A 21,324-nucleotide genomic window follows, 5' to 3' on the forward strand; every position below is an offset into this window, starting at 1 on the left:
GCCCGCCCTGGTTCGCACCCGGGGCCGTTCAGGCGCGCGCCCTGTCATTTGTCGGGTGCCGCCACCAGCATCATCTGCAGCTGACACACGAGCTGCTCGGCCTCCCTTGCGTCAGCGGCCGTACCGAAAACCACATGGTCGGGCCGCACCATGACAGCGCGCGCGCCCTTCGAGGTCAGCCAGTCCGCGAGGACGCGGTCTTCCTCCACCAGCAGCGAAGGGTAGGATCTCTCCTGCGCCACGCGATGTACGGTAATGCCCACCTCGCGCGCCTTGTCCAAAAGATTGGGCGAGGGTTCCATGTTGCCGGCGATGAGAAGCTGGAATCCCGGCGGCAACGCATCGTCTAGTCGCATCCGGCCGAAAGGCGCGACGATCCAGGGCTGAGGACACGGCTCACCGGTGCCAGGGCTCGGCGAGCCGTCGATGTTGCTGGCGACAAGCCCATGACGGATGGGCGGAAAGAGGTTCTGCCGGATATGAACACCTTGGCCCGCTTGCATGGCCGCAGCCATCTCGGTATCGCGCGCCTGCGCCCTGTCCGGATCCAGCTCGCAGATGAACTGCCCAAGCCGCTTGGTGATGTCGATGACTTCGCGCATGAACGGCCTGCGCTCGGCCTGGTAGGTGTCGAGGAGCTCCGATCCGCCGTCTATCACATGGGCCAGCTTCCATGCAAGATTGGCTGCATCCTTGATGCCTTGCACCATCCCCTGCGCGAGAAACGGCGGGGTCATGTGGCAGGCATCGCCGGCGAGAAAGACACTGCCCACCCGCCACTGCTCCGCAACAAGTGCGTGGAAGTTGTAGGTCGCCGAGCGCCATAGCCTGGCCTGGTCCGGCCGAAGCCAGCGCGAAAGCAATTGCCAGATGCGCTCCGGGCGGTTGATCTCCAGCGGATTTTCACCCGGCAGGATCATGAACTCCCAGCGTCGTAGCCGATCAGGCCCGCTCACGTACGTGTGCGGGCGGGCGGGATCGCAGAACTGGACGTTGGTCTCCGGCAACGGCGCGTGCGGGTCCTCCAGTATCATGTCCACCACGAGCCAGGGTTCGTCGAAGTCGAGGTCCTCCAGCGCGACGCCGAGCCTGCGCCGGATGAAGCTGTTCGCGCCGTCGCAACCGACGACATAGCGCGGAGTGCGCCTCGTACACTCGCCGCTCGCCTTGTCGCGCAACGTCAGGACCGGCCTTTCGGGGTTCTCAAGGCCGACGAGCTCCATTCCTGTGCGCAGCGTCAGGTTGGGGAACCTCTTGCCGTTGGCACGCAGAGCCCGTTCAAGCTCGGGCTGCAGGAAGGTCTGGTAGGGCGGCCAGGCAAGCGGGTAGGGCTCGGAAGGAGACTCGAACCGGCGCAACAGGACACCGTCGGCAGACCTGTATTCCGACGGGCGATAGTGCCCTGTCGCTGCGGCCACGGCCTCGGCCGCGCCGATGTTCTGGAAGACCCGCATCACCTCATGGTCCATGCCGATCGCGCGAGGCAGTGCGTAGACGTCGTCAGCGGCGTCAACGCCTTCTACCCTGACGCCTGCGGCCGCAAGAAGATTGCACAAGGTGATGCCGACCGGCCCGAGCCCAACCACAACGACGTCCGCCTCATCTGGCGTCATCAGTGAGACCCTCGTTGGTTTCGGTCCTCTGTTGACCGGAACGGTGCGAACTGCCGCGCGGCATCACTGCAGGAAAGTCGGCACTGTGAGCCCCAGCCGAACGGCTGCATCGGTGAGGTTCCTGGCCGTGCCCTTTGCCAGCGGGATGCCGTTGGCGGTGCGCTCCCGCCTGGTCTGGAACCCGCGTTCGCCGGGCAATCTCACGCCATCGGAGCCGGCTGCCGGATCGAGCGCATGGATCGCGCCGGCGAGGCTTTCCACCGAGGCGAGAAAGGACGAGCTGTCGCCGAAGGCCGCCGGATTGATGGCAAGCATAAGGCCATTGAAGCCGCCGTTCTTCTCGCCGCGCAGGAACGGCGCGATGACGGCGTTGCCCACCAGCACGCTCGACAGAATTTCAATCATCAGCGACAGACCGGATCCCTTCGGTCCGGCCATGGGCAGGATGGCCGCCACTGCATGCGGGTCCTGCGTTTCGACGCCGTTGGCGTCGATGGCCCAGCCCTTGGGGATTGGTTTGCCCGAATCTTTGGCCGCCATGATCTTGCCGAGCGCAACGGCGGCGGTAGACATGTCGAGTACGATCGGATCGGCGCCATCAGGCCGTGGCACGGCGATCGACAGCGGATTGGTCGACAGGGCCTCGCCCTTTGCGCCAAAATAGCTCATGAGCGGTCTTGATGCGGTCATGGCGATGCCGATGAGACCGCGTTCGGACAAGTTGGTGGTGAAATAGCCGATTGCGCCAGCATGGGATATATCGCGGGCGCCGCACAAGCCGATGCCGAACGTTTCCGCCAAATCGGCGGCTTTGCCGGCCGCGTGCATCATGGCGACGGCGCCCGGCGCCTTTCCGTAGTCGAAGACGCAAGTCGCCCCGAATTCCCGGATCAGCTTCGGCTGTTGACCGGAGCGCACGACAGCGGTCTCGATCATCTCGATGTAGCGCGGGATCCTGAGAACACCGTGCGAATCCGCGCCACGCAGATTTGCCCAGACCAACAACCGCGCGCTCTGCACCGCCTCGTCCGGCGTATAGCCGGCAGCATTGAGCAGTGCGGTCGCAAAATTGGTCAGTTCGCTTTCCTGGACGACGGGCATGCCGAATGTCTCCTGGTCTGGCCGCATCGACCTCAAGCTGCCGGCGTTGCCGGGAAGAATTTATCGAGCCAGCCCTTGAGCATCATCTTGGTGCGCGGCGCGTCTTCCGGTGCGAGCGGGAAGTGAGCGGTGCCCGAGATCAGCATCAGCTCGGCCGGCTGCCCGGCCTTCTCGAACAGGCGAATGGATTGCTCGGTCGGCGTGATGATGTCGTCGGCGGTGTGGAAGAACAGGGCAGGGCGGGGCGCGATGTTGGCAACCACGTCTTCCGCCCTGAAGTTCATCATGCTCCATGCCGTCTCGGTCGGGATCTCCATGATCGCCTTCGGCGACAGATTCTTGCGCAATTTTTCCGGGATCGGCACGGCGTCGAACCGCGAGATCCACATGCTCTCGCCCGTCGCGCGCTTGTGCTCGCGGCCTTTCTCGAGCAGGCCCATGAAGCGCTCCCAGGCCTCCGGCGTGGGGTGCTGGCCGCGGAACTTCCGCTCGCCGTGACCCCAGCCGCATGAGGAGATGACGCAGGCGAACCGCTCGTCGACGCCTGCTGTATAGACCGAAACCGCGGCGCCGAAGCTGTGGCCGGTGATGCCGATCCGCTTCGGGTCGATCTCGGGGCGCCCGGCAAGGAAGGTCAGCGCGTTCTTTGCGTCGGCGACCTGATCGAAGCAGCGCACCTGGGCGCGCTCGCCCTCGCTCTCGCCGCAGCAGCGGAAGTCGAAGCGCAGCGCGGTATAGCCGAACGTCTCCATCATCTCCGCCTGGATCTGGGCGTGCGACTCGTCCTTGGAACCGACGAAGCCGTGGCAGACGATGAACGCCGGCAGCTTCTGTCCGGGACGGTGGCTGTCGGGAATGTGCAGAACCGCCGACAGTTTCAGGCCGTCGGATTCGAACGTGAGTTTTTCCTGCATAACAATCTCCTATGCGAAGCAGCGCCCCGCCCGAGTCGAGCTGCTTGGCCTTGCTTCCCTGTGTGGTCTGCCGCCGCGCCTTCCGGATCAGTCGATCTTGGCGAATGGAAAATGGTGCTCGCGCCATTCCTGGGGGGCGGGAGAACCCCAGACATTCATCTGGCGGACGTTTCCCGGGCGCTCCAGGTTGCTAATGACATTGGGCTCGAAATGGGCATCGTCGGCGACGGTATGCATGGCGCCGGAGCACTCGACCATCGCTCCGCTGGCATCTAGGTAGTAGGCATAGGTGTTGTCGCCCGGACGATGGCGGCCCGGCCCCCAAAGAACCTGGCGGTCGAACCCGTCGAGAATGTCGCCGAGCCGGCAGTAGTCGCTGAAGTGGCTGAATTCGAAGGAGTAGTGGTGAAGCCCGACCGGACCCTTCACCAGGCCCAGAATGTGGTGCTGGCGGTTGCCGCCATGCATCCAGCTCAAAGCCTCGTTGACCATGCGCTCGGTGAGCTGCATGCCGCAAATCTCGGAGAGCTGTCGCCTTGTGGCGACCGGGTCGGGGGTGATGAGATTGATGTGGTCGAGCCGCCGCGGCTTGATGCCGTTGGTCGGGTAGCGCGGATTGTACATGTCGTCGCGCGCCGGGGTGTGCACCTCGAAGCGCAATCCGTCCGGCGTCGCGAAGGTCACGCCGGCGTCGCAGCAGGCTAAGCTCGGTTCACGCGAGAGGATCCGGCAGCCGGCATCGTCCACCCGCGCGGCCGCTTCCGCGACAGCCTCGGCGGTCAACGCTTCGAGCCCGATCGTGTGGCATGAATTCTCATCGGAGCTAAGAAGCACAAGCTCGGCCTTGCGGCCGTTCGAGCTCAGCCATGTCTCGTCCGTCGCCTGCCTGGTGACCCGCAAACCGAGGATTTCCGTCGAGTCGTGGATCACGGCCCCTATGTCGCGGACATTCAGCTTTATGTGACCGACCCCAAACACCAGGTGCATCACCATTATCCTCCTACGGCCGCTGCCCTGGCGACCTGCTTAGATCAAACTCGGTCAGATGGCAAACAAATTTCGAAAATAATATGTTATTGCGAAATATCAGGAGTCGGATCTGTCTTCGGCCACCGTATTCCTCAGGATTCCAATGCCCCGGATTTCGATCTCGACCTCATCGCCGGGGAAAAGGAACTCCGGCGGATTGCGGCTTGCGCCGAAGCCCGAGGGGGCGCCGGTAACGATGACGTCGCCGGGATCGAGCGGAGCAAAGGTCGAGATGTAGGAGATGAGCCAGGGGACATCGAAGATCATGTGATCGATCGGGATCGACTGCCTGGTCACGCCATTGACCCGGCTCTCAAGGCGGAGGCGCGCCGGGTCAGGAATCTCGTGCGTACAGACCATCCAGGGGCCGAACGCGCCGCTGTGGTAGAAGTTCTTTCCGGGCGTGAACTGGCTCGAGTGTTTCTGCCAGTCGCGGACGCTGCCCTCGTTGAAGCAGGCATAGCCGGCGACATATGCCATCGCCTCAGCAGGTGCGATCTTGTGCGCGCGGCGGCCGACGATCACCGCCAACTCGCCCTCGAAATCCAGCCTGTCGGAAACCGCAGGCTTCAGGATGGCGCCTCCGTGACCGGTCTGCGCTTCCGCGTGGCGCATGAATAGGAGCGGAAATTGCGGCGCTGCCTTGTCCTCCTCATGGAAATTGGTAGCGACGCAGAAAATCTTGCCTGGGTTAGGTATTGGAGGGAGCAGTTTGACGCCGGCCAGTGGCAAGGTCTCGAACTCCATTTCGCGGGGAGCGAGGTCGGGAAAGCGGATGCTGAGATAGGTTTTCAGATCCGGTGGTGCATCGGGAATGGAATCCAGCCGCAGGATCATTTCACCTTCAACAATTCCGTAGCCGGCACCGTTGCGTTCAACGAAAGAAGCGAATTTCAAAAGCTCACCCATTTAGGACGTACCCCTGAAAGCAGGTACTTCTGGCCCGGAGTAAAGCGGGTTTTCGAAAATATGCAAGCCATGAGAGAAACCGGCAAAGCGCACCGATCTGGATGGAAATGGCCTAATCGCCGCTTCTGCTGGCGCCGGTCCTCGGTCATCATCATAAAGTTACGAAAAAAGATTGATATTTCGAAAAAACTATGCGACCACCGAACTGGCCTCGGGAGGAGGCCCATATGTGCGCCGAAAAGCTCGGCATGCAGTGGTTTGAGCGAACGGGAGGTATCGACGTGACAGCAATTCCGCAGACGATGAAGGCCGCGCGCATGCACGAGATCGGCGGCCAGCTGAGGATCGAGGAAGTGCCGGTCCCGAAGCTTGGGTCGATGGACGTTCTCGTCCGCGTCAAATCGTGCGGCATCGTGCCGAACCTTGCCAATATCCTGGCGATGTGGCCGACTTGGTTCCCCCACATGCCGCAACCGCCGCTGCCGGCGATCTTTGGCCTCGACCCGGCTGGCGAAATCGCCGCGGTCGGCAGCCAGGTCCACAGTCTGAAACCCGGAGATCGCGTCTACGTCAATCCGGGGCGCTCCTGCGGCAGCTGCCGTCATTGTCGGCGCGGCGATACGATCTCCTGTCGCCACTACGCCTTCCAGGGCTATTTCGGCTTCAGCCACGACGCGCTGCAGACATTCGGAGATTACCCCGTCGGCGGCATTTCCGAGTACATGGCCGCGCCGGCATCGGCGATCGTGGCGCTGCCCGACAACATGACCTTCGATCAGGCGGCACGGCTCGGCTACATGGGCACCGGCTATTCCGCCCTGAAGAAGGCCCAGGTCGGCCCCGGCGACACGATCCTCGTCAATGGCATCTCCGGCACACTCGGCATATCGATCGCGGTGTTCGGTCCGTCCTTCGGAGTCAAGAAGATCCTCGGCACCGGTCGTGACAGGAAGCTGCTGAAGGAGATCGAAGCGCTGGCGCCTGGCATCATCGAGACGCATTCGCTGGATGACGGATCGGCAGACGAATGGGCCCGTTCCAAGACGTCGCATGGCGAGGGTGTCGACGCCTTTATCGACTGCAACGGCCCCGGCACGCCGCAAGACCCTTTCCTGGCGGGCGTGAGGGCGTTGCGCCGCGGCGGCACCGCCGTCGACATCGGCGCCGTGATGGGCGCGGTTCCCATTGACGTGCACATGATGATGGACCGCAACCAGCGTCTTATCGGTTCGGCTTGGCTGACGACATCCGAGGGCCAGGAAATGGCCGACCTCGTCGGGATCGGCAAGGTCAGCTTCGATCTCCTGGAAACCCAAGCGACGCCCATGAGCAAGGTCAATGAGGCCATCTCGGGCATCGCCCAGCGCCATGGCGGGTTTTCGAATTTTGTGATCCATCCGTAGTTGAATACGCATTAGTATGCTGATACCGAATGGTATCCATGTTGTCTGGGAGGATCAAGACATGAAGATTCGCCGCGTTGTAACTGGAAAGAACGCCGCAGGAAAATCGGTATTCATCAGCGACGGTTCCTCGCCGCGCGAGATGGCGCTGCAGCACACGCCCGGTTTCGTTTCGTCTCCGCAGTGGAAGATCGACGGGACGCCGGATCTGGCCAGACGGGACGGCGCCGATCCGATGGCGAGCGAGAGCACGATGCTCGCTTCGGTCGGGGGTTCGGTGTTCTGGATGATCACCTTTCCGCCGGACAGCGTGATGATGTCGCCCGACTGGAAGCCCGAGCTGGCCGGTCCGGAGCACCTGAAGGCCGCGCCCGGCATCGCCGAGTGCTTCGAGATGGACAATCCCGGCATGCACCAGACGCCAACGGTCGACTACGTGACCGTTGTCAGGGGCCGGCTTGTCCTCGAGCTCGACGACGGCAAGACCGTCGAGCTGAAGCAGGGCGATACGGTCGTGCAGCAGGGCGCGCGGCACGCCTGGCGCAATCCTTTCGCCGAGCCCGTGACGGTCTCGGTCGTCATGCTCGGCGCGACCACGGCCTAGGCGGCGCCACCCCGGGCGGACCGCCCATTCGGCGCGGCCTGTCCGGCGCGCAAAGCGTGTCCCGCCCCGCCATAAGGTGCCGGTTCTCCGCTTGCGCAACAACCGGTTTCCGAGACCTACTGTCCACCCGGCAGGCTGCCGCTCCTTCTTGCCTTGTGCGAGTCCTCGTCGCCGAGATTCTTCTCGGCGACCTCGGCCAGGATCTGGCGGGCCCAGCGGTGCAGGCCGGAATGGTGCGTGCGCTCGGTCCAGTACATGTCGACCTGGATGAAGACGTCCATCGGGAAGGGACGCAAAGCGAGCCTGTCCGAAAGGCGACGCGCCAGTCGATACGGAATCGTCGCCACCAATTCGGAGGCCGGTATCAGGCGTTCCAGTATGTCATGGCTGGAGACGGTGACGTCCGGCTCCAACTCGATGCCCCTGGCGCGCAGCGCGGCGAAATAGAGAGCCTCCCAGCGCCCGTTATGGGTGACCGCGACATGCCGCGAGGCGCAATAGCGCTCAAGCGTCAGTGCTCCGCGCGTGAGCTCGTGCGCCGGGTCCATGACGCACGTATAGTGATCCGAAAACATCTTCCTGCGGTAGTAGATGTCCCCGAGAATCGAGACCGGGCCAAGCACGATATCGCAGGTGTTCTCCTTCAGCTGCTGCTTGCCGTCGACGGCGGACTCGAAAATGTGGATCGTCGCCTGCGGCGCCTCCTTCTGCGCGCGCCGCAGAAAGTCCGGAATGAGAAACATCCGCTCATGATGGTTGCAGGACACCGTCACGCTTCCTTCGGCCGTGGCTGGGTCAAAACCCGACGGCGAAGAAAGCGCCGCCATCTGCTCAAGGATGCCGCGTGCCTGCTGGGCCAGCTGTTCGCCCTTATCGGTTGCCACGATCGAATTACCCTGGCGGACAAACAGCGGATCGTTGAAGGCCTTTCGCAGCCTCTTGATGGCGTAGCTTATGGTGGACTGGTTGACGCCGAGAAGCTGGGAGGCGTCGGAAAACGAGGCGCGGTCCTGGACAGCAACAAGCGTCTGCAGCGTGGCGAGATCTACACTGGCAAGTTCGTCGGAGAGCACCGCCTTCTCCTCCATGCAAATTTTCGATGACCTCTATCTAACCCATCGCATTGCTGAATACACGTCGATTTCGTACCTCGTCTGTCGACAGGGAGGAAATCATGAGCGAAGCCGTGAAAGTGGTCGACGACGTTGCGTTCGAAGACCTGCTTGCCAATCCGTATCCGGTCTTCAAGCGCGTCCGCGACCTCGGGCCGGTCGTCAAGGTCGAGGCGGCCAACATCATGATGGTCACGCGCTTCGACGACATCATGGCCATCGAGCGCGACCCCGAGACGTTTTCCTCCATCAATCCGCAGTCGCTGCTGAACACGGTGATCGGGTCGAACCTGATGCGCAAGGACGGCGACGATCATGCCCGTGAAAGGGCGGCGATGGATCCGAGCCTGCGGCCTGGCGTCGTCAAGCGGTGCTGGGCCGACCCCATGCGGGCGATTTGCGACGACGTTATTTCGCAGATCGAGCACAAGGGCGAGGCCGAGCTTTTCGAGGAACTCGCGGCGCCGATCGCGGCGCGCGCACTGGCCGACATACTGGGTTTCGACGGCGTCGACTGGCGCACGATGGCACTGTGGTCGCAGTCGCTGATCGACGGTTCCGGCAACTACTCGCACAACCCGGAGATCGCTTGCAAGGCGAAGGAGGCAGCCAGCGGCGTCGAGAGCGCCGTCGACAGGATGCTTCCCCATCATCGGGACAATCCAAATCCTTCGATGCTGTCTTCGATGCTCCAGGCCGATCCTCCTCAGACGGTCGGGCAGATCTACGCCAACATCAAGGTCGCGATCGGGGGCGGGCTGAATGAGACCCGCGACTCGATCCTTACGCTGATCCTGGGCCTGCTGCAGAACCCGGACCAGCTCGCGCGCATTCGCGCCGAGCCTTCGCTCTGGGGACAGGCCTTCGAGGAAGCGGTGCGCTGGATTTCGCCGATCGGCATGTATCCGCGCCGCCTGACCCGTGACGTCGAGATCTCGGGGACGCTGGTCCGCAAGGGCGAACAGGTCGGTCTATGCGTCGGCGCCGCCAACCACGACGACAGCCGTTTCAGCGATCCGGAGAAATTCGATGTGTTCCGGGAGAAGAAGTCCCACCTGGCGTTCGGCGCCGGATCGCATTTCTGCGCCGGCACCTGGGTGTCGCGCGCGCTGGTGAGCCAGATCGCCGTGCCGACGGTGTTCGAGCGGCTGCGCAATCTCAAGCTCAAGGATCCGGAACTCGTCCGCATCCGCGGCTGGGTGTTTCGCGGCCCCACGCACATGCCCGTTGTCTGGGACGCTTGAGGAGACTGTCATGCCGAAAATCAGGTTCCTCCTCGCGGACGGCGCGGAACTCGCCGTCGAGGCCCAGAACGGCCGCACCTTGATGGAAACCGCACTTGAAAACAGCGTGCCGGGCATCATCGCCGAATGCAACGGCTCGGCGGCCTGCGCCACATGCCATGTCGTGCTTCCCGAGAACATCATGTCGGCGCTCGGACCCATCAGCGAACATGAAAACGACATGCTGGACTTCGCCGAAGCACCGCGTGAACCTGGAAGCCGGCTGAGCTGCCAGATCAAGGTCAGCGACGCGCTGGACAACGTTTCCGTCCGCATTCCGGCCGCTTAGCGATTGCGGCGGGCCATGACCCACGACATCGACCATCCCGCCGCCGCCATGCCCGGCAACGAAAGCAGCATCGTGATCGTCGGCGCCGGACAGGCCGGCCTGTCCACGGCCGAGAAGCTGCGGGCGAACGGTTTTGTGGGATCGCTCACCTTGATCGGGGACGAGGCCGATGCTCCCTACCAGCGTCCTCCGCTGTCGAAGGCCTATCTTCTGGGCGAATTCGAACGGGACCGGTTGAAGCTGAAAGCAGAGGACTGGTATGCAAAGAACCGGATCGCGTTGCGACTGGGAACGCGCGTCGCATCCATCGACCGGGGCCGGCGGTGCGTGTATCTCGCCGATGGCGGCATGCTTGCCTACGATCATCTCGTGCTCGCAACCGGAGCGACCGCCCGAAAGCTTCCGCAGGCGATTTCGCGCGGCCTTGCGGGCATCTTCACGATCCGCACGCTCGCCGACATCGATGCATTGCGGCCTGCGCTCGAAACGCGTGGCAAGCTCCTTGTCATCGGCGGTGGGTATATCGGCCTCGAGATCGCCGCCGTCGCGCGTGGGCTCGGCATGACAGTGGATGTCGTGGAAGCCGCCGATCGGCCGCTAGCGCGGGTGGCCTCGGCGGAAACGGCGAGGGCTGTCGAAGACCTTCACCGGTCCAGGGGCGTGACGTTCCATCTCGGCAAGGCGGTGAACGAGTTGTTGGGCACTGACCACGTGGCCGGTGCAAAGCTCGACGACGGCACGATTATCGCCGCCGACGTCGTGGTGGCAGGGATCGGCGGCATGCCGCAAACGGCGCTGGCGGCTGAGGCAGGCCTTGTCGTCGACAACGGCATCGCCGTCGACGCTTACGGACGCACGGACGACCCGTTCATCTGGGCTGCTGGTGACTGTGCCAACTTTTCCTTGCCGGGAGGAGGGCTGCGGATGGAGAGCGTCGGCAACGCCATCGACAGCGCCGACCTGGTCGCCCGCAACATCATGGGCGCGCACCAGCCTTATAAGCCAAAGCCGTGGTTCTGGTCGGATCAGTTCGATCTCAAGCTGCAGATCGCCGGCCTGTCCAGACCGGGCGATACGGTGGTTGTCAGGCAGGGGGTGGGCCCAGGACGGTCTCACTGGTACTACCGCCAGGGGCAGTTCGTCGCCGTCGACGGGCTGAATGCACCGCGCGACTATCTGATCGGAAAGCGCCTCCTTGCCCTGTCGGCTAGCCCCGACCCCGCTCAGGTAGCGGATCCGGTGCTGACGCTCGAGGCCCTGGCGAGCTCGAAATGAGGCCGGTCCGGCTAGCCCCGCGTTTCCGTATCGCCTGACGGACAAAGCAGGGAAGCAGAGCGCACCGGCAGACTTTTGGCATTGACATCCTTTATCGTATCTGAATACTATATGGTATCTTGATGATGTGAGGCGAAAGCGGTCTTGGAGGACGCAACTGTCGTGCTCCGGCCAAGTCGCCTCGGGTGGGGCAAGGAATATCGTCACTCGCAAAAAATAACGAAAATATTAGATATTACGAAATTAGCTGGATCATCGGAGGAAAATGGCCTAAGCAATTTTTCGCTAGGAGGACCGGGCGATCAACTCGTTCTCGCGAGCCGCGAGGCGAGGGAGCGCTCCCTGCAACCAGAACTGGGAGGAATCGATGTTGCGACGCAGTTTCAACGTACTCATGCTTTCGGCGGCCTTGGTGGCCGGCACGTTCGGCGCCGCCGTGGCGCAGGAGCCGGTCAGGATCGGCGTCAGCGCATCCAAGACCGGGCCGCTCGCGGGCGGCGCGTCAGGTGTCCTTTGGCCGAACATCAAGCTGTGGGCCGAGAAGGTGAACAAGGCCGGCGGCCTCAAGGTCGGCGATCAGATGCGGCCGATCGAGATCGTCGAGTATGACGACAAGTCGTCGCCGGAAGAGGCGGTCAAGAACATTCAGCGTCTTGCCACCCAGGACCAGGTCGACCTGATCATCCCGCCATATTCGACAGGCCTCAATCTCGCGACCGCCCCGCTGATCGCGAAATATGGCTATCCGCAGATCGTCTCCACCGGCAATGCCAACGATCTCGACCAATTCGTCAAGCGCTGGCCGAACACGTTCTGGCTGCTCGGTCCGGCGCAGGGCATCGCCGACGGTATCGTCGGCACGCTCAAGGATCTGCGCGACGTCGGCAAGATCGGCAACCGCGTCGCGGTGGTCAACGTCTCCGATGCCTTCGGCCTCGAGATGATCAAGACCGGCAAGCCCGCGCTCAAGCAGGCCGGTTTCGATATCGTCTACGAAAGCTCCTATCCGCTTGGCAACCAGGACGTCGCTCCCGTGATAGCAAGCGCCAAGGCGGCGAATGCCGACGCCTTCGTCGCCTACTCCTACCCGCCGGACAGCTTCGCTCTCACCGAGCAGGCGCAGTTGCAGAAGTTCGACGTCAAGGCGTTCTTCGTCAGTGTCGGCGGCAATCTCGACGCTTACGGAAAGCGCTTTGGCACCGCTGCCAACGGGGTCTTGATCATGGGCGGCGTCAATGCGAGCGATCCCGTCTTCCAGGCCTATCGTAAGGAGCACCTCGAGGTGACAGGTCAGGAAGCTGATTGGTGGGCGAGCCCGGTGGCCTATGCCAGCCTGGAGATCCTGCAGCAGGCCGTCGAGCACGTCGGCAGCCTGGACAAGGAAGCGCTCAACAAGGAAATCCAGTCGGGCACCTTCAAGACCGTCATCGGCGATGTCCACTTCGACAATAACATCAACAACAACAACTGGACGGTGGGCCAGTGGAGCGATGGCGTCGTTCATGGCGTCAGGGCGACCGGGAACCTCCAGGGCGCGCAGCAGCCAGTGATCAAGCCCGTCTGGCCCAGCAACTGATCCGATCCTCCCAGGGGCCTCGGCGTCCTCGTGGCGCCAGGCCCTCACTGCGAGAGTGCCAATGCTCATCCTGCTGACAGGCCTGCTCCTTGGGGGCACCTATACGCTCATCGCGCTCGGGCTCACGCTCCAGTACGGCGTGGCGCGGATAATGAATCTCGCCAACGGCGAGACGCTCGTAGCCGCGTGCTTCGTCACCTTCTGGCTGTATACAGGCTATGGGATCAATCCGCTCCTTGGCCTGCTGGTGATCGGCCCCGGCGCCTTCGTCGTCAACTGGCTGATTTATGCCTGGCTGATGCAGCCTCTGGTGAAGCGGGCTAGGAACCGCGGCATGCTCGAGGTCGATTCGATCCTGGCGACTTTCGGACTGCTGTTCTTGTTCCAGGGGCTGATGCTGCAGGCCTTCGGCGGGTCCTATTTCAACTATGAGTTCCTCGCCCAGCCCTTCTCGATCATGGGCGACTCGTTCGGCCTGAACCGCGTCGTGGCCTGTGTCGCCGCGGCCGTCATCGCCGCCGCTCTCTACGTCTTCCTCTACCACACAGACCGCGGCACGGCCGTTCGCGCGGTCGCCGTCGATCCGCGCGCCGCAAGGCTCGTGGCGATCGATGTGCGCCGGACGGCGGCCTTCGCCTTTGCGCTCGGAGGAGCGATCACGGCCTGCGCCGGCACGCTGCTGTCGACCTTCTACACGTTCAACACGTCGATGGGCGTGCTGTTCACCATGAAGGCGCTGATCATCGTGATCATGGGCGGTGTCGGCGACATTCGTGGCGCGGTTCTTGCCGCCCTCGTGCTTGGCCTGACCGAGACGCTCGTCGCCAGCCTGCTGGACCCGGGGCTGACGCTGGCGGCCAACTACGCCCTTTTCATCCTCGTTCTGCTGTTCCGGCCGCAGGGCATCTTCGGAAAGCGGCCGGCGTGATGAACATTCCGCGCAATGAACTTCTGGCTGTTGGTGTCGGCCTTGCCGGCGCGGCTGTGCTGGCCTTTCTTCCCTTGGTCACCGAGGGGTTCTGGCTGTCGGTCAGCGTGAACATCATGCTCTATGCGGCCATATGCACGGCCTGGGCGCTCTTTTCCGGGCCCACGCACCTGGTCTCGTTGGCGAGCGCCGCCTTCTTCGGCGTCGGAACCTATTCGGTCGCGATCTTCATCGACGTCCTGCCTTTCCCGGCGCTCATCCTCATCGCGGTCGCCGCCGGTGCCTTGCTGGCCATATTGGTCGGATTGGCGACCCTCAGGCTCTCAGGCGTCTATTTCGTGATCTTCACGCTCGGCCTTGCCGAGCTCATGGGCCAGATCGTGACCTGGGTGCAGACCAATTTCGGCGGCACGATCGGGCTATACGTCTTCACCGATCTCACCGAGGCGCATCTCTACTGGATGCTGCTTGCGCTGACGGTGATCGTGTTCATGACCGGGTGGCTTATCAACAGGTCCCGGCTGGGCCTGGCGTTGCGCATCATCGGCAGTGACGAGGCCGTGGCGCGCCATGTCGGCGTCGACACCGCTCGCGCCAGGATCATCCTGTTCGCGGTCTCGGGGGCCTTCATTGCCGTGGCCGGCGCGATCATGGCGCCTCGTTATTCCTACATCACGCCGGACGCGGCCTTCAATCCGATGACGTCCTTCCTCGTGGTCATCATGGCTCTGCTCGGCGGGACACGCCGCCTGTGGGGCCCCCTGGTCGGCGTCGTCCCTTTCACCCTGGTGATGGACTTCATTTCGGGCCACTTCCCTAACCAGACGGCGGTGATCGTCGGCATCGCTTTCCTAGCGATCGTCTATGTGCTTCCCGACGGTGTCACGGGCCAGCTGGAAAGCCTGTTCCGTCGTCGCCGCCCAACCGACCAGAGCTTGCTGGCAACGACCGTGGGGGAGGGGAGATGAGCGTTCCTTTGCTGGCCATCGACAGGGTGCGCAAGGCCTTCGGCGGCCTCGTCGCCGTCAACGATGTGAGTTTCGAGGTCGCCGAGGGCGAGCTGTTGGGACTGATCGGCCCGAACGGTTCAGGCAAGACCACGATGCTCAACCTCATATCGGGGGCGCTGTCGCCGACATCGGGCAATATTCTCCTGTCCGGACATCCCATCGCCGGACTGGCAGCCCACAAGATCGCCCGGATCGGGGTTGCTCGGACCTTCCAGCTGGTACGCGTCCTGCCGTCCATGAGCGCGGTGGAGAACGTCGTCGCCGGCGCCGTCTTCGGGCACAACAGGCTCTGGGGCGGCGAGGCACTGACGCTTGCCCGCGAACTGCTGGCACGGGTCGGGTTGAAGGGCCGCGAGGAGATTCCCGTGGCGGCAATGACCTATATCGACCAGAAGAGAATAGAGCTCGCCCGTGCCCTTGCGAGCAACCCTCATGTCCTGCTGCTCGATGAGTGGCTCGCCGGCCTCAACCCCAGCGAACTCAGGATCGGCATGGAGCTCATCCGCGAGATCAGTGCGCAGGGCCGGACGATCATCATGGTCGAGCATGTGATGGATGCCATCCGCTCGCTTTGCCAACGCTGCGTCGTCATGAATTCCGGTACGAAGATCGCCGACGGCATCTCGGCCAGCGTCCTGGCCGACCCGGAGGTTGTCCGCGCCTATCTGGGGGACGACGACGATGCTTGAGGTGTCCAATCTCGGCGTCCGCTACGGACGCCATGTTGCGCTCGAAGGCGTTTCCGCATGCGTTTCCAAAGGCGAGATCTGCGTCATCCTGGGTGCCAACGGCGCGGGAAAGTCCAGCTTCCTCGGCGCTGTCGCCGGGCTCGTCGGGACGGAGGCCGGCACCAGCATCGTCATGAACGGCAAGGATGTCACGAAACTCGACGCCCATCTGATGGTGGAGGAGGGGATCGCGCTCGTCCCGGAAGGCCGAGGCATCTTTGGCGAACTCACCGTGGCGGAGAACCTGCGGCTTGGAAGCCATGCCAGGCGCGCGAAGGCTGACGCGGGCAAGATGCTTGATTTTGTCTACGGGCTGTTCCCCCGGCTCGCCGAACGCCGTCGCCAATTGGCGCAGACGATGTCGGGAGGGGAGCAGCAGATGGTCGCGATCGGCAGGGCGCTGATGTCGAAGCCGGACATCCTGATGCTGGACGAGCCCTCCCTCGGCCTGTCGCCACTGCTGTCCAAGGAGCTGTTCAAGTCACTGGCCACCATCGCCGCCGAAGGTTTCGGCATCCTGCTCGTCGAGCAGAACGCGCGGCTGAGCCTCAAGACCGCCGATCGCGGCTACCTGATCGAGACGGGAAGGATCGTCGGAGAGGACACGGCGCCAAACCTGCTCAAAGATCCAAAGGTCATGAGTGCCTACCTCGGCGACGCCGCCGCGGCGGCAGCGCATTAGCGCACTGCCGCACGCCAACCATCTGCTCCATGAATGAGGATGCCCCATGCGCTGGCTTGAAACCGAGATCGTCATCGACGCACCGCCACAGACCGTGTGGGCCGTGCTGGACGACCTAGAGCGCTACGGCGAATGGAATCCGGCCTTGCCGGCGCTGCGCGGACGCACGACGGTTGGACAGCGGGTCACCGGGACGCTGTGCCAGCCCAACGTTCCCGAGCGCGAGGTCACGCCGACCATCACCCGTATCGTGGGAGCGCGGGAACTGCGCTGGCTGAGCCAGGCGCCGGGCGGCGTGTTCAGCGCGGAGCATATCTTCATCCTGGAGCCGACCGAAAAAGGCGGCACGCGGGTGCGCCACAACGAGATCTTCGATGGTCCGATGGCCGACGAACGCTGGCCCAGCATCGATACCAATCTTAGAACGGCCTATCACGACTTGAACCGCGCGCTGAAGGCGCGGGCGGAGGCGCTGCGCGGCGAGACCGCCGTGCTGCACCCCGCTGTTGGGCGGGACGGGTCGGCTGCGCCGGCCGGAGCATTCACCGCGCGCTGCAGATGTGCCAGCGAACCGGTGGAGATCGAGGTGGACCAGGCGGTGGCGCACAACCATCTGTGCGGCTGCTCGAAATGCTGGAAGCCTGCCGGTGCCGTCTTTGCGCAGATCGCCGTCGTGCCGGCCGGCAGCATCTCGGTCGCGGCGCAGCGCGACAAGCTCGAGGCGGTGGACGCCACGCAGAAGATCGAACGCCATCGCTGCAAATCCTGCGGGACGCATATGGTCGGCAAGGTGTCCGATCCGGATCACCATTTCCACGGGCTTGAATTCGTGCATCCCGAATTGGCGACGAACGCGCATCAGCCGAAGATCGAATTCGCGGCGTTTGTGTCTTCGCTCGTTGAGACGGGGACGCGGGCGACCAGCATGGCCAATGTGCGGGGCACGATGGCCCAGGTGGGGATTCCCGCCTATGACGCATTCTCGCCGGAACTGATGGACATCATCGCCTGGCACAAGGTGAAGCTCGCGAAGGCGGCCGGATAGCGGCGGCCGTGACGCATCGGCCTGTCGTCGGCAGGCCGGGATCGATCGAAATTGGAGAATGCACATGAAAACCCGCGCCGCTGTTGCCGTTGCCGCCGGAAAGCCGCTGGAGATCATGGAGGTCGACCTCGAAGGTCCGCGCGATGGCGAAGTGCTGGTCGAGATCAAGGCGACCGGTATTCGCAGCGTCGTGGTCTACTGATCGGTATGAGCCATACGCCGGGTTGAAAGCTCTGAGTTCCCAAAAACTGTGCTTCCCCAGCATCGAAGGAAGACCTGCCGCACGGGCATTCCGGAATGCCCGTTGGTCGGTCCATTAAGCTTGCTGCGATCACACGCTGCGGTAGATACACCGGCCACGATTGGCGTTTGGCGGAGAAGGAAGACATGCCAGAACAGATGAAAATGATTTCCGCCGCCAAATCGCATGGCGGTGTCCAGGGTGCCTATTCCCACGCTTCGGATGCCTGCGCCTGCGAAATGACGTTTGCCGTTTTCGTGCCACCTCAGGCGGCGCAAGGTCCGCTGCCGGTCGTCTGGTACCTCTCAGGATTGACCTGCACCCATGCCAACGTAATGGACAAGGGCGAGTACAGGCGCCTGGCCGCCGAGCTCGGCCTGATCGTCGTTTGCCCTGATACCAGTCCGCGCGGGGCCGACGTCCCGGATGAAAAAGACAACTGGCAGTTCGGCAGCGGCGCAGGCTTCTATGTCGATGCGACGCAAAAGCCCTACGCCGGGAACTATCGCATGTATTCCTATGTCACCGAGGAATTGCCGGCGTTGATCGCACGGGAATTTCCTGTCGACATGACGCGTCAGGCGATCTTTGGCCATTCGATGGGCGGGCATGGCGCGCTGACGATTGCGTTGAAGAATCCCCAACGCTTCAAGAGCTGCTCGGCATTCGCGCCGATCGTGCAGCCGACCACTGCCGGCTGGTCGCGGCCGGCGTTCGAAAAGTATCTCGGCGGCGATCAAGCGGCATGGCGCGGGCATGACGCCTGCGCCCTCGTCGAGGACGGTGCGCTTTTCTCGGAATTCCTGGTCGACCAGGGCACGGCCGATGGTTTTCTGCAGCATGGTCTGCGGCCGTGGCTGTTCCAGGAGGCGTGCGACCGAGCAGGCATCAGGCTCGTCCTGCGCATGCAGGAGGGCTACGATCACTCCTACTTCTTCATTTCGACCTTCATGGACGATCATCTGCGCTGGCATACCGAGAGGCTGTTGTCCGACGGCTAGAAGCAATATGCCCTGTTCTGCACCCGCCGGACGGCGGGTACCCGCACCCCTTAGGGCGACGGTTTGATTATTTCGAAAATCGGCAGTAATCTCCGCGCTAATTCAACGCGGAGTCGTATGCATGGGCACCACCCTCAAGCCCGTCGGAGAGACACGTGCTGCGGATGTGTTGGAGCGCATGCGGGGCGACATCATCAGCTGTGCCTTGAAGCCGGGAACCAAGCTGCGCTTCGAAACGCTGAGAGAACTGTATGAAGTAAGCTTCTCCACCTTGCGCGAGGCCCTCTCGCGGCTGGTGGCCGAAGGTCTGGTTGTGGCGCAGGGGCAGCGTGGGTTCCTGGTCGCGCCGGTCTCGCTTTTCGATCTCAACGATCTGACGGATGTCCGTGTGCTCGTCGAACGGCAGTGCATCAAGCTGGCGATCGATCGTGGCGACGATCGCTGGGAGGCGGACATCATGGCTGCGTTCCATCGGATGGATCGCCTGCAAAGCCGGCTTGGGGCGAGCTACTATCTCTCCGACGAATGGGCCGCGTTGCACAGTGCGTTCCACCTTTCGCTGGTCGCGGCATGCGGCTCGCCCAATCTGCTCGAAATCCGGCAGAAGCTCTTCGAGCGCGCCCACCGCTACCGCAGGATGTCCTCGCAGTTTCGCCCGCAATGGCGCGCAAAGGACGTCGAGCACAAGATGATCATGGATCGGGTCATCGCCCGCGACACGGCCACGGCACAGGATCTGGTCGAGCGGCATATCCGCGAGACGACCGAGAATGTCATCGCTCATGCAAGCCACCTTTTTGCGCAAGGTGGCGATTCTTTCAGGCGAACGGATCCCGTGGCGGCGGAATAGGCCACGGAAAGTTTCACCGGGGCGCGATACGCCGACGAGAGTTTCTCAATTGGCCGGAATGAGGCGGACCGCACCGATGCGCTCCGCTTCCCGCCATTGCCGCGGAATCGAGGTGCCCGGCAGGCTTGCTGCCTACCGGGAAAGTCCGCGCTGGCTTACGAACGGGCACGCCCTTCAACTTGAACAACGAGGCTCACCTCGTCGCCGATCATTCCGAGCGCGGCCTTCATGCCGTAGTCGCTGCGTTTGATCGACGTGCGCGCGCTGAAGCCGACCACGTGGCTCTTGTCCCACGGGTTTTGGCCTTCCTTGTTGAAGGTGACGTCCAGCGTGACGGGTTTCGTGACGCCGGCGATCGTTAGATCGCCGGCGATCGTGCCGGACTTAGCGTCGACCGCCTTGAATTCGTGCCCGACAAAGGTGATCTGCGGGAACTCTGTTGCATTGAACCAGTCCGCGCCCTGGATGTCGCTATCTCGCTGGGTATTGTTGGTCGAGATGCCGGCAACTTTCACCGAAACCTCGAGGCTGCTTTCCGCAGGGCGAGCAGCGTCGAACTGAAACGAGCCCGAGAATTCCTTCGCGATTCCGATCACCTGCGAGAAGCCGAGATGATCGATGAAGAAAGCGATCCCTGAATGCACGGGATCAATATCGAATGTCCCGGCCGCCGCCCTTTCGGCGGTTAGCGGCAGCCAGGCGATGGCGGCGGCAAGCAAGGTGGTGCGCAGTAACTTCGACATGGTTGTAATTTCCTCCCTGTTGATGGTTCCGACAGTCCTCTCCCGGGTCATGCCGGGAAGCTTGAGCCATATCGCGCGATCACAGTCGCCAGGGATGCGCCGACAGGCAGCAGGCACATCCCTACAAATGCGGCGCTTCGGACGACCTTGTTCGTGGCGCGGACCCGGCGCAGAACCGGATCGACGACAAAAGGCGAGACAAAGACCAAGGTGAGCACGGCCAACGCCAGCATGTCGGTCTTGCGCGTGATGAGCGTGACGGTCTGCGCGACGGCGATCATGCCTCCTGCTCCTCCAAGGAGGGATGCGGAGCGAAATCCGAAGTCCGGATTTGAAATGTTGGCTGCGACAATGGCCGCGATGGCAGCTGCAAAAAGCAGGCTGAGCTGGAAGCTGGTGGATGATGCTCCCAGCAGCGCGATCGGCGCGAATCCGATGCATGCCGTACCGAGCAGGGCGGCGCGTCTTGTACCGGATTCGTCCTCGGCGTTGCCCGTTCCACGGGAAAGGCCATACATCACCAGCAGGCCCCATAGCGCAGCCGCCGCCACTTCCAGGAGCGCATCGGGCAGCCGAGCAGTTCCTATATACGCTGCGGACGCGATCGGCTGGGCAAGGACGAGTGCGCGACCGAGCCCGCTACGGCCGGCGGCCTCGGCCAGGACACCGAGCGCCGTTCCGATCAAGGCCACGTAGAAGATCTTGTTGACCGCGCCTGCTGGCGGAAAGGACGGCACCTTGTTGTAGGCGAGCCAGTAGGCGACAAGGAAGGAGGCCGGCACCAGGAGGTCCGTCCAGACCCGCCCGGCGCGGAGCCAGCGCAGCAGCCCAGCGGCGACAAGCGCCAGCAGACCCGCCGCAACCATGCCCAGGATCATCGCTTCCTGTGGCGATCGCGCCAGGCCGCTCATGTCAGCGGTCCGTCAGTGCTTCGAACTGCCGGCCGCAAATGTCGGCGATACTCTTGGCAATGTGCATACGTCCTCCC

At 63.1% G+C, this 21,324-nt stretch carries 22 protein-coding genes; 14 read left to right on the top strand and 8 right to left on the bottom strand.

Translation table 11 applies throughout. The features are described from left to right. Nucleotides 1-44: 44 nt before the first annotated feature. From AC0L3L_RS16890 to AC0L3L_RS16910, 5 genes are all read right to left on the bottom strand, one after another. Entirely contained in the window at nucleotides 45-1,613 is a 1,569-nt protein-coding gene (locus tag AC0L3L_RS16890; protein ID WP_473638416.1) for a bifunctional 3-(3-hydroxy-phenyl)propionate/3-hydroxycinnamic acid hydroxylase, read from the bottom strand. 63 nt (nucleotides 1,614-1,676) lie between these two features. Beyond that, nucleotides 1,677-2,714 (bottom strand): Ldh family oxidoreductase, encoded by a 1,038-nt coding sequence (locus AC0L3L_RS16895; RefSeq protein ID WP_473638417.1) that lies wholly within the window; start codon nucleotides 2,712-2,714, stop codon nucleotides 1,677-1,679. Between the two features lie 32 nt (nucleotides 2,715-2,746). Further along, entirely contained in the window at nucleotides 2,747-3,628 is an 882-nt protein-coding gene (locus AC0L3L_RS16900; protein WP_473638418.1) for an alpha/beta hydrolase, read from the bottom strand. An 87-nt stretch (nucleotides 3,629-3,715) separates the two neighbouring features. Then, nucleotides 3,716-4,615, bottom strand: coding sequence for a VOC family protein (locus AC0L3L_RS16905; RefSeq protein WP_473638419.1), 900 nt, complete (start codon nucleotides 4,613-4,615; stop codon nucleotides 3,716-3,718). A gap of 99 nt (nucleotides 4,616-4,714) precedes the next feature. Continuing rightward, the gene (locus AC0L3L_RS16910; RefSeq protein WP_473638420.1) at nucleotides 4,715-5,566 is read right to left on the bottom strand and encodes a fumarylacetoacetate hydrolase family protein; all 852 of its coding nucleotides are present in this window, start codon (nucleotides 5,564-5,566) and stop codon (nucleotides 4,715-4,717) included. A 248-nt stretch (nucleotides 5,567-5,814) separates the two neighbouring features. Here AC0L3L_RS16910 and AC0L3L_RS16915 point away from each other — a divergent pair, with 248 nt between their 5' ends. Then, nucleotides 5,815-6,969, top strand: coding sequence for an alcohol dehydrogenase catalytic domain-containing protein (locus tag AC0L3L_RS16915; protein WP_473638484.1), 1,155 nt, complete (start codon nucleotides 5,815-5,817; stop codon nucleotides 6,967-6,969). A 61-nt stretch (nucleotides 6,970-7,030) separates the two neighbouring features. Further along, complete coding sequence (locus AC0L3L_RS16920; protein ID WP_473638421.1) at nucleotides 7,031-7,573, top strand: cupin domain-containing protein; 543 nt, start codon at nucleotides 7,031-7,033, stop codon at nucleotides 7,571-7,573. Nucleotides 7,574-7,689: 116 nt separating this feature from the next. Here the strand turns inward: AC0L3L_RS16920 and AC0L3L_RS16925 are convergent, their stop codons facing one another. Beyond that, nucleotides 7,690-8,661, bottom strand: coding sequence for a LysR family transcriptional regulator (locus tag AC0L3L_RS16925; protein WP_473638422.1), 972 nt, complete (start codon nucleotides 8,659-8,661; stop codon nucleotides 7,690-7,692). Nucleotides 8,662-8,747: 86 nt separating this feature from the next. Between AC0L3L_RS16925 and AC0L3L_RS16930 the strand changes: the two genes are divergently transcribed. From AC0L3L_RS16930 to AC0L3L_RS16985, 12 genes are all read left to right on the top strand, one after another. Continuing rightward, nucleotides 8,748-9,929 (top strand): cytochrome P450, encoded by a 1,182-nt coding sequence (locus AC0L3L_RS16930; RefSeq protein ID WP_473638423.1) that lies wholly within the window; start codon nucleotides 8,748-8,750, stop codon nucleotides 9,927-9,929. 10 nt (nucleotides 9,930-9,939) lie between these two features. Continuing rightward, complete coding sequence (locus AC0L3L_RS16935; protein WP_473638424.1) at nucleotides 9,940-10,257, top strand: 2Fe-2S iron-sulfur cluster-binding protein; 318 nt, start codon at nucleotides 9,940-9,942, stop codon at nucleotides 10,255-10,257. Between the two features lie 15 nt (nucleotides 10,258-10,272). After that, nucleotides 10,273-11,532: an NAD(P)/FAD-dependent oxidoreductase gene (locus AC0L3L_RS16940; protein ID WP_473638425.1), complete on the top strand. Its 1,260-nt coding sequence runs from the start codon at nucleotides 10,273-10,275 to the stop codon at nucleotides 11,530-11,532. Between the two features lie 367 nt (nucleotides 11,533-11,899). Next, nucleotides 11,900-13,108, top strand: coding sequence for an amino acid ABC transporter substrate-binding protein (locus AC0L3L_RS16945; protein WP_473638426.1), 1,209 nt, complete (start codon nucleotides 11,900-11,902; stop codon nucleotides 13,106-13,108). A gap of 61 nt (nucleotides 13,109-13,169) precedes the next feature. Then, nucleotides 13,170-14,036: a branched-chain amino acid ABC transporter permease gene (locus AC0L3L_RS16950; protein WP_473638428.1), complete on the top strand. Its 867-nt coding sequence runs from the start codon at nucleotides 13,170-13,172 to the stop codon at nucleotides 14,034-14,036. Then, on the top strand, nucleotides 14,036-15,004 hold the full coding sequence (locus AC0L3L_RS16955; RefSeq protein ID WP_473638429.1) for a branched-chain amino acid ABC transporter permease: 969 nt from the start codon (nucleotides 14,036-14,038) through the stop codon (nucleotides 15,002-15,004). The genes AC0L3L_RS16950 and AC0L3L_RS16955 overlap by 1 nt, the downstream gene beginning before the upstream one ends. Then, a complete protein-coding gene (locus AC0L3L_RS16960) occupies nucleotides 15,001-15,735 on the top strand; it encodes an ABC transporter ATP-binding protein (protein WP_473638430.1) in 735 nt (244 codons plus the stop codon). Before AC0L3L_RS16955 ends, AC0L3L_RS16960 begins: the two co-directional genes overlap by 4 nt. Further along, on the top strand, nucleotides 15,728-16,456 hold the full coding sequence (locus AC0L3L_RS16965) for an ABC transporter ATP-binding protein (protein ID WP_473638431.1): 729 nt from the start codon (nucleotides 15,728-15,730) through the stop codon (nucleotides 16,454-16,456). Before AC0L3L_RS16960 ends, AC0L3L_RS16965 begins: the two co-directional genes overlap by 8 nt. A 46-nt stretch (nucleotides 16,457-16,502) precedes the next feature. Next, complete coding sequence (locus tag AC0L3L_RS16970; RefSeq protein ID WP_473638432.1) at nucleotides 16,503-17,501, top strand: SRPBCC family protein; 999 nt, start codon at nucleotides 16,503-16,505, stop codon at nucleotides 17,499-17,501. Between the two features lie 64 nt (nucleotides 17,502-17,565). Continuing rightward, nucleotides 17,566-17,703: a hypothetical protein gene (locus AC0L3L_RS16975; protein WP_473638433.1), complete on the top strand. Its 138-nt coding sequence runs from the start codon at nucleotides 17,566-17,568 to the stop codon at nucleotides 17,701-17,703. A 185-nt stretch (nucleotides 17,704-17,888) separates the two neighbouring features. After that, nucleotides 17,889-18,743, top strand: coding sequence for an S-formylglutathione hydrolase (gene fghA, locus AC0L3L_RS16980; RefSeq protein ID WP_473638434.1), 855 nt, complete (start codon nucleotides 17,889-17,891; stop codon nucleotides 18,741-18,743). A 121-nt stretch (nucleotides 18,744-18,864) separates the two neighbouring features. Then, on the top strand, nucleotides 18,865-19,593 hold the full coding sequence (locus AC0L3L_RS16985) for an FCD domain-containing protein (protein WP_473638435.1): 729 nt from the start codon (nucleotides 18,865-18,867) through the stop codon (nucleotides 19,591-19,593). 155 nt (nucleotides 19,594-19,748) lie between these two features. Here the strand turns inward: AC0L3L_RS16985 and AC0L3L_RS16990 are convergent, their stop codons facing one another. Both AC0L3L_RS16990 and AC0L3L_RS16995 read right to left on the bottom strand, forming a co-directional pair. Further along, nucleotides 19,749-20,312: a YceI family protein gene (locus tag AC0L3L_RS16990; RefSeq protein WP_473638436.1), complete on the bottom strand. Its 564-nt coding sequence runs from the start codon at nucleotides 20,310-20,312 to the stop codon at nucleotides 19,749-19,751. Between the two features lie 71 nt (nucleotides 20,313-20,383). Further along, nucleotides 20,384-21,247: a hypothetical protein gene (locus AC0L3L_RS16995; RefSeq protein WP_473638437.1), complete on the bottom strand. Its 864-nt coding sequence runs from the start codon at nucleotides 21,245-21,247 to the stop codon at nucleotides 20,384-20,386. Between the last annotated feature and the right edge of the window lie 77 nt (nucleotides 21,248-21,324).

The organism is Mesorhizobium sp. WSM4849 (genome assembly GCF_055811385.1).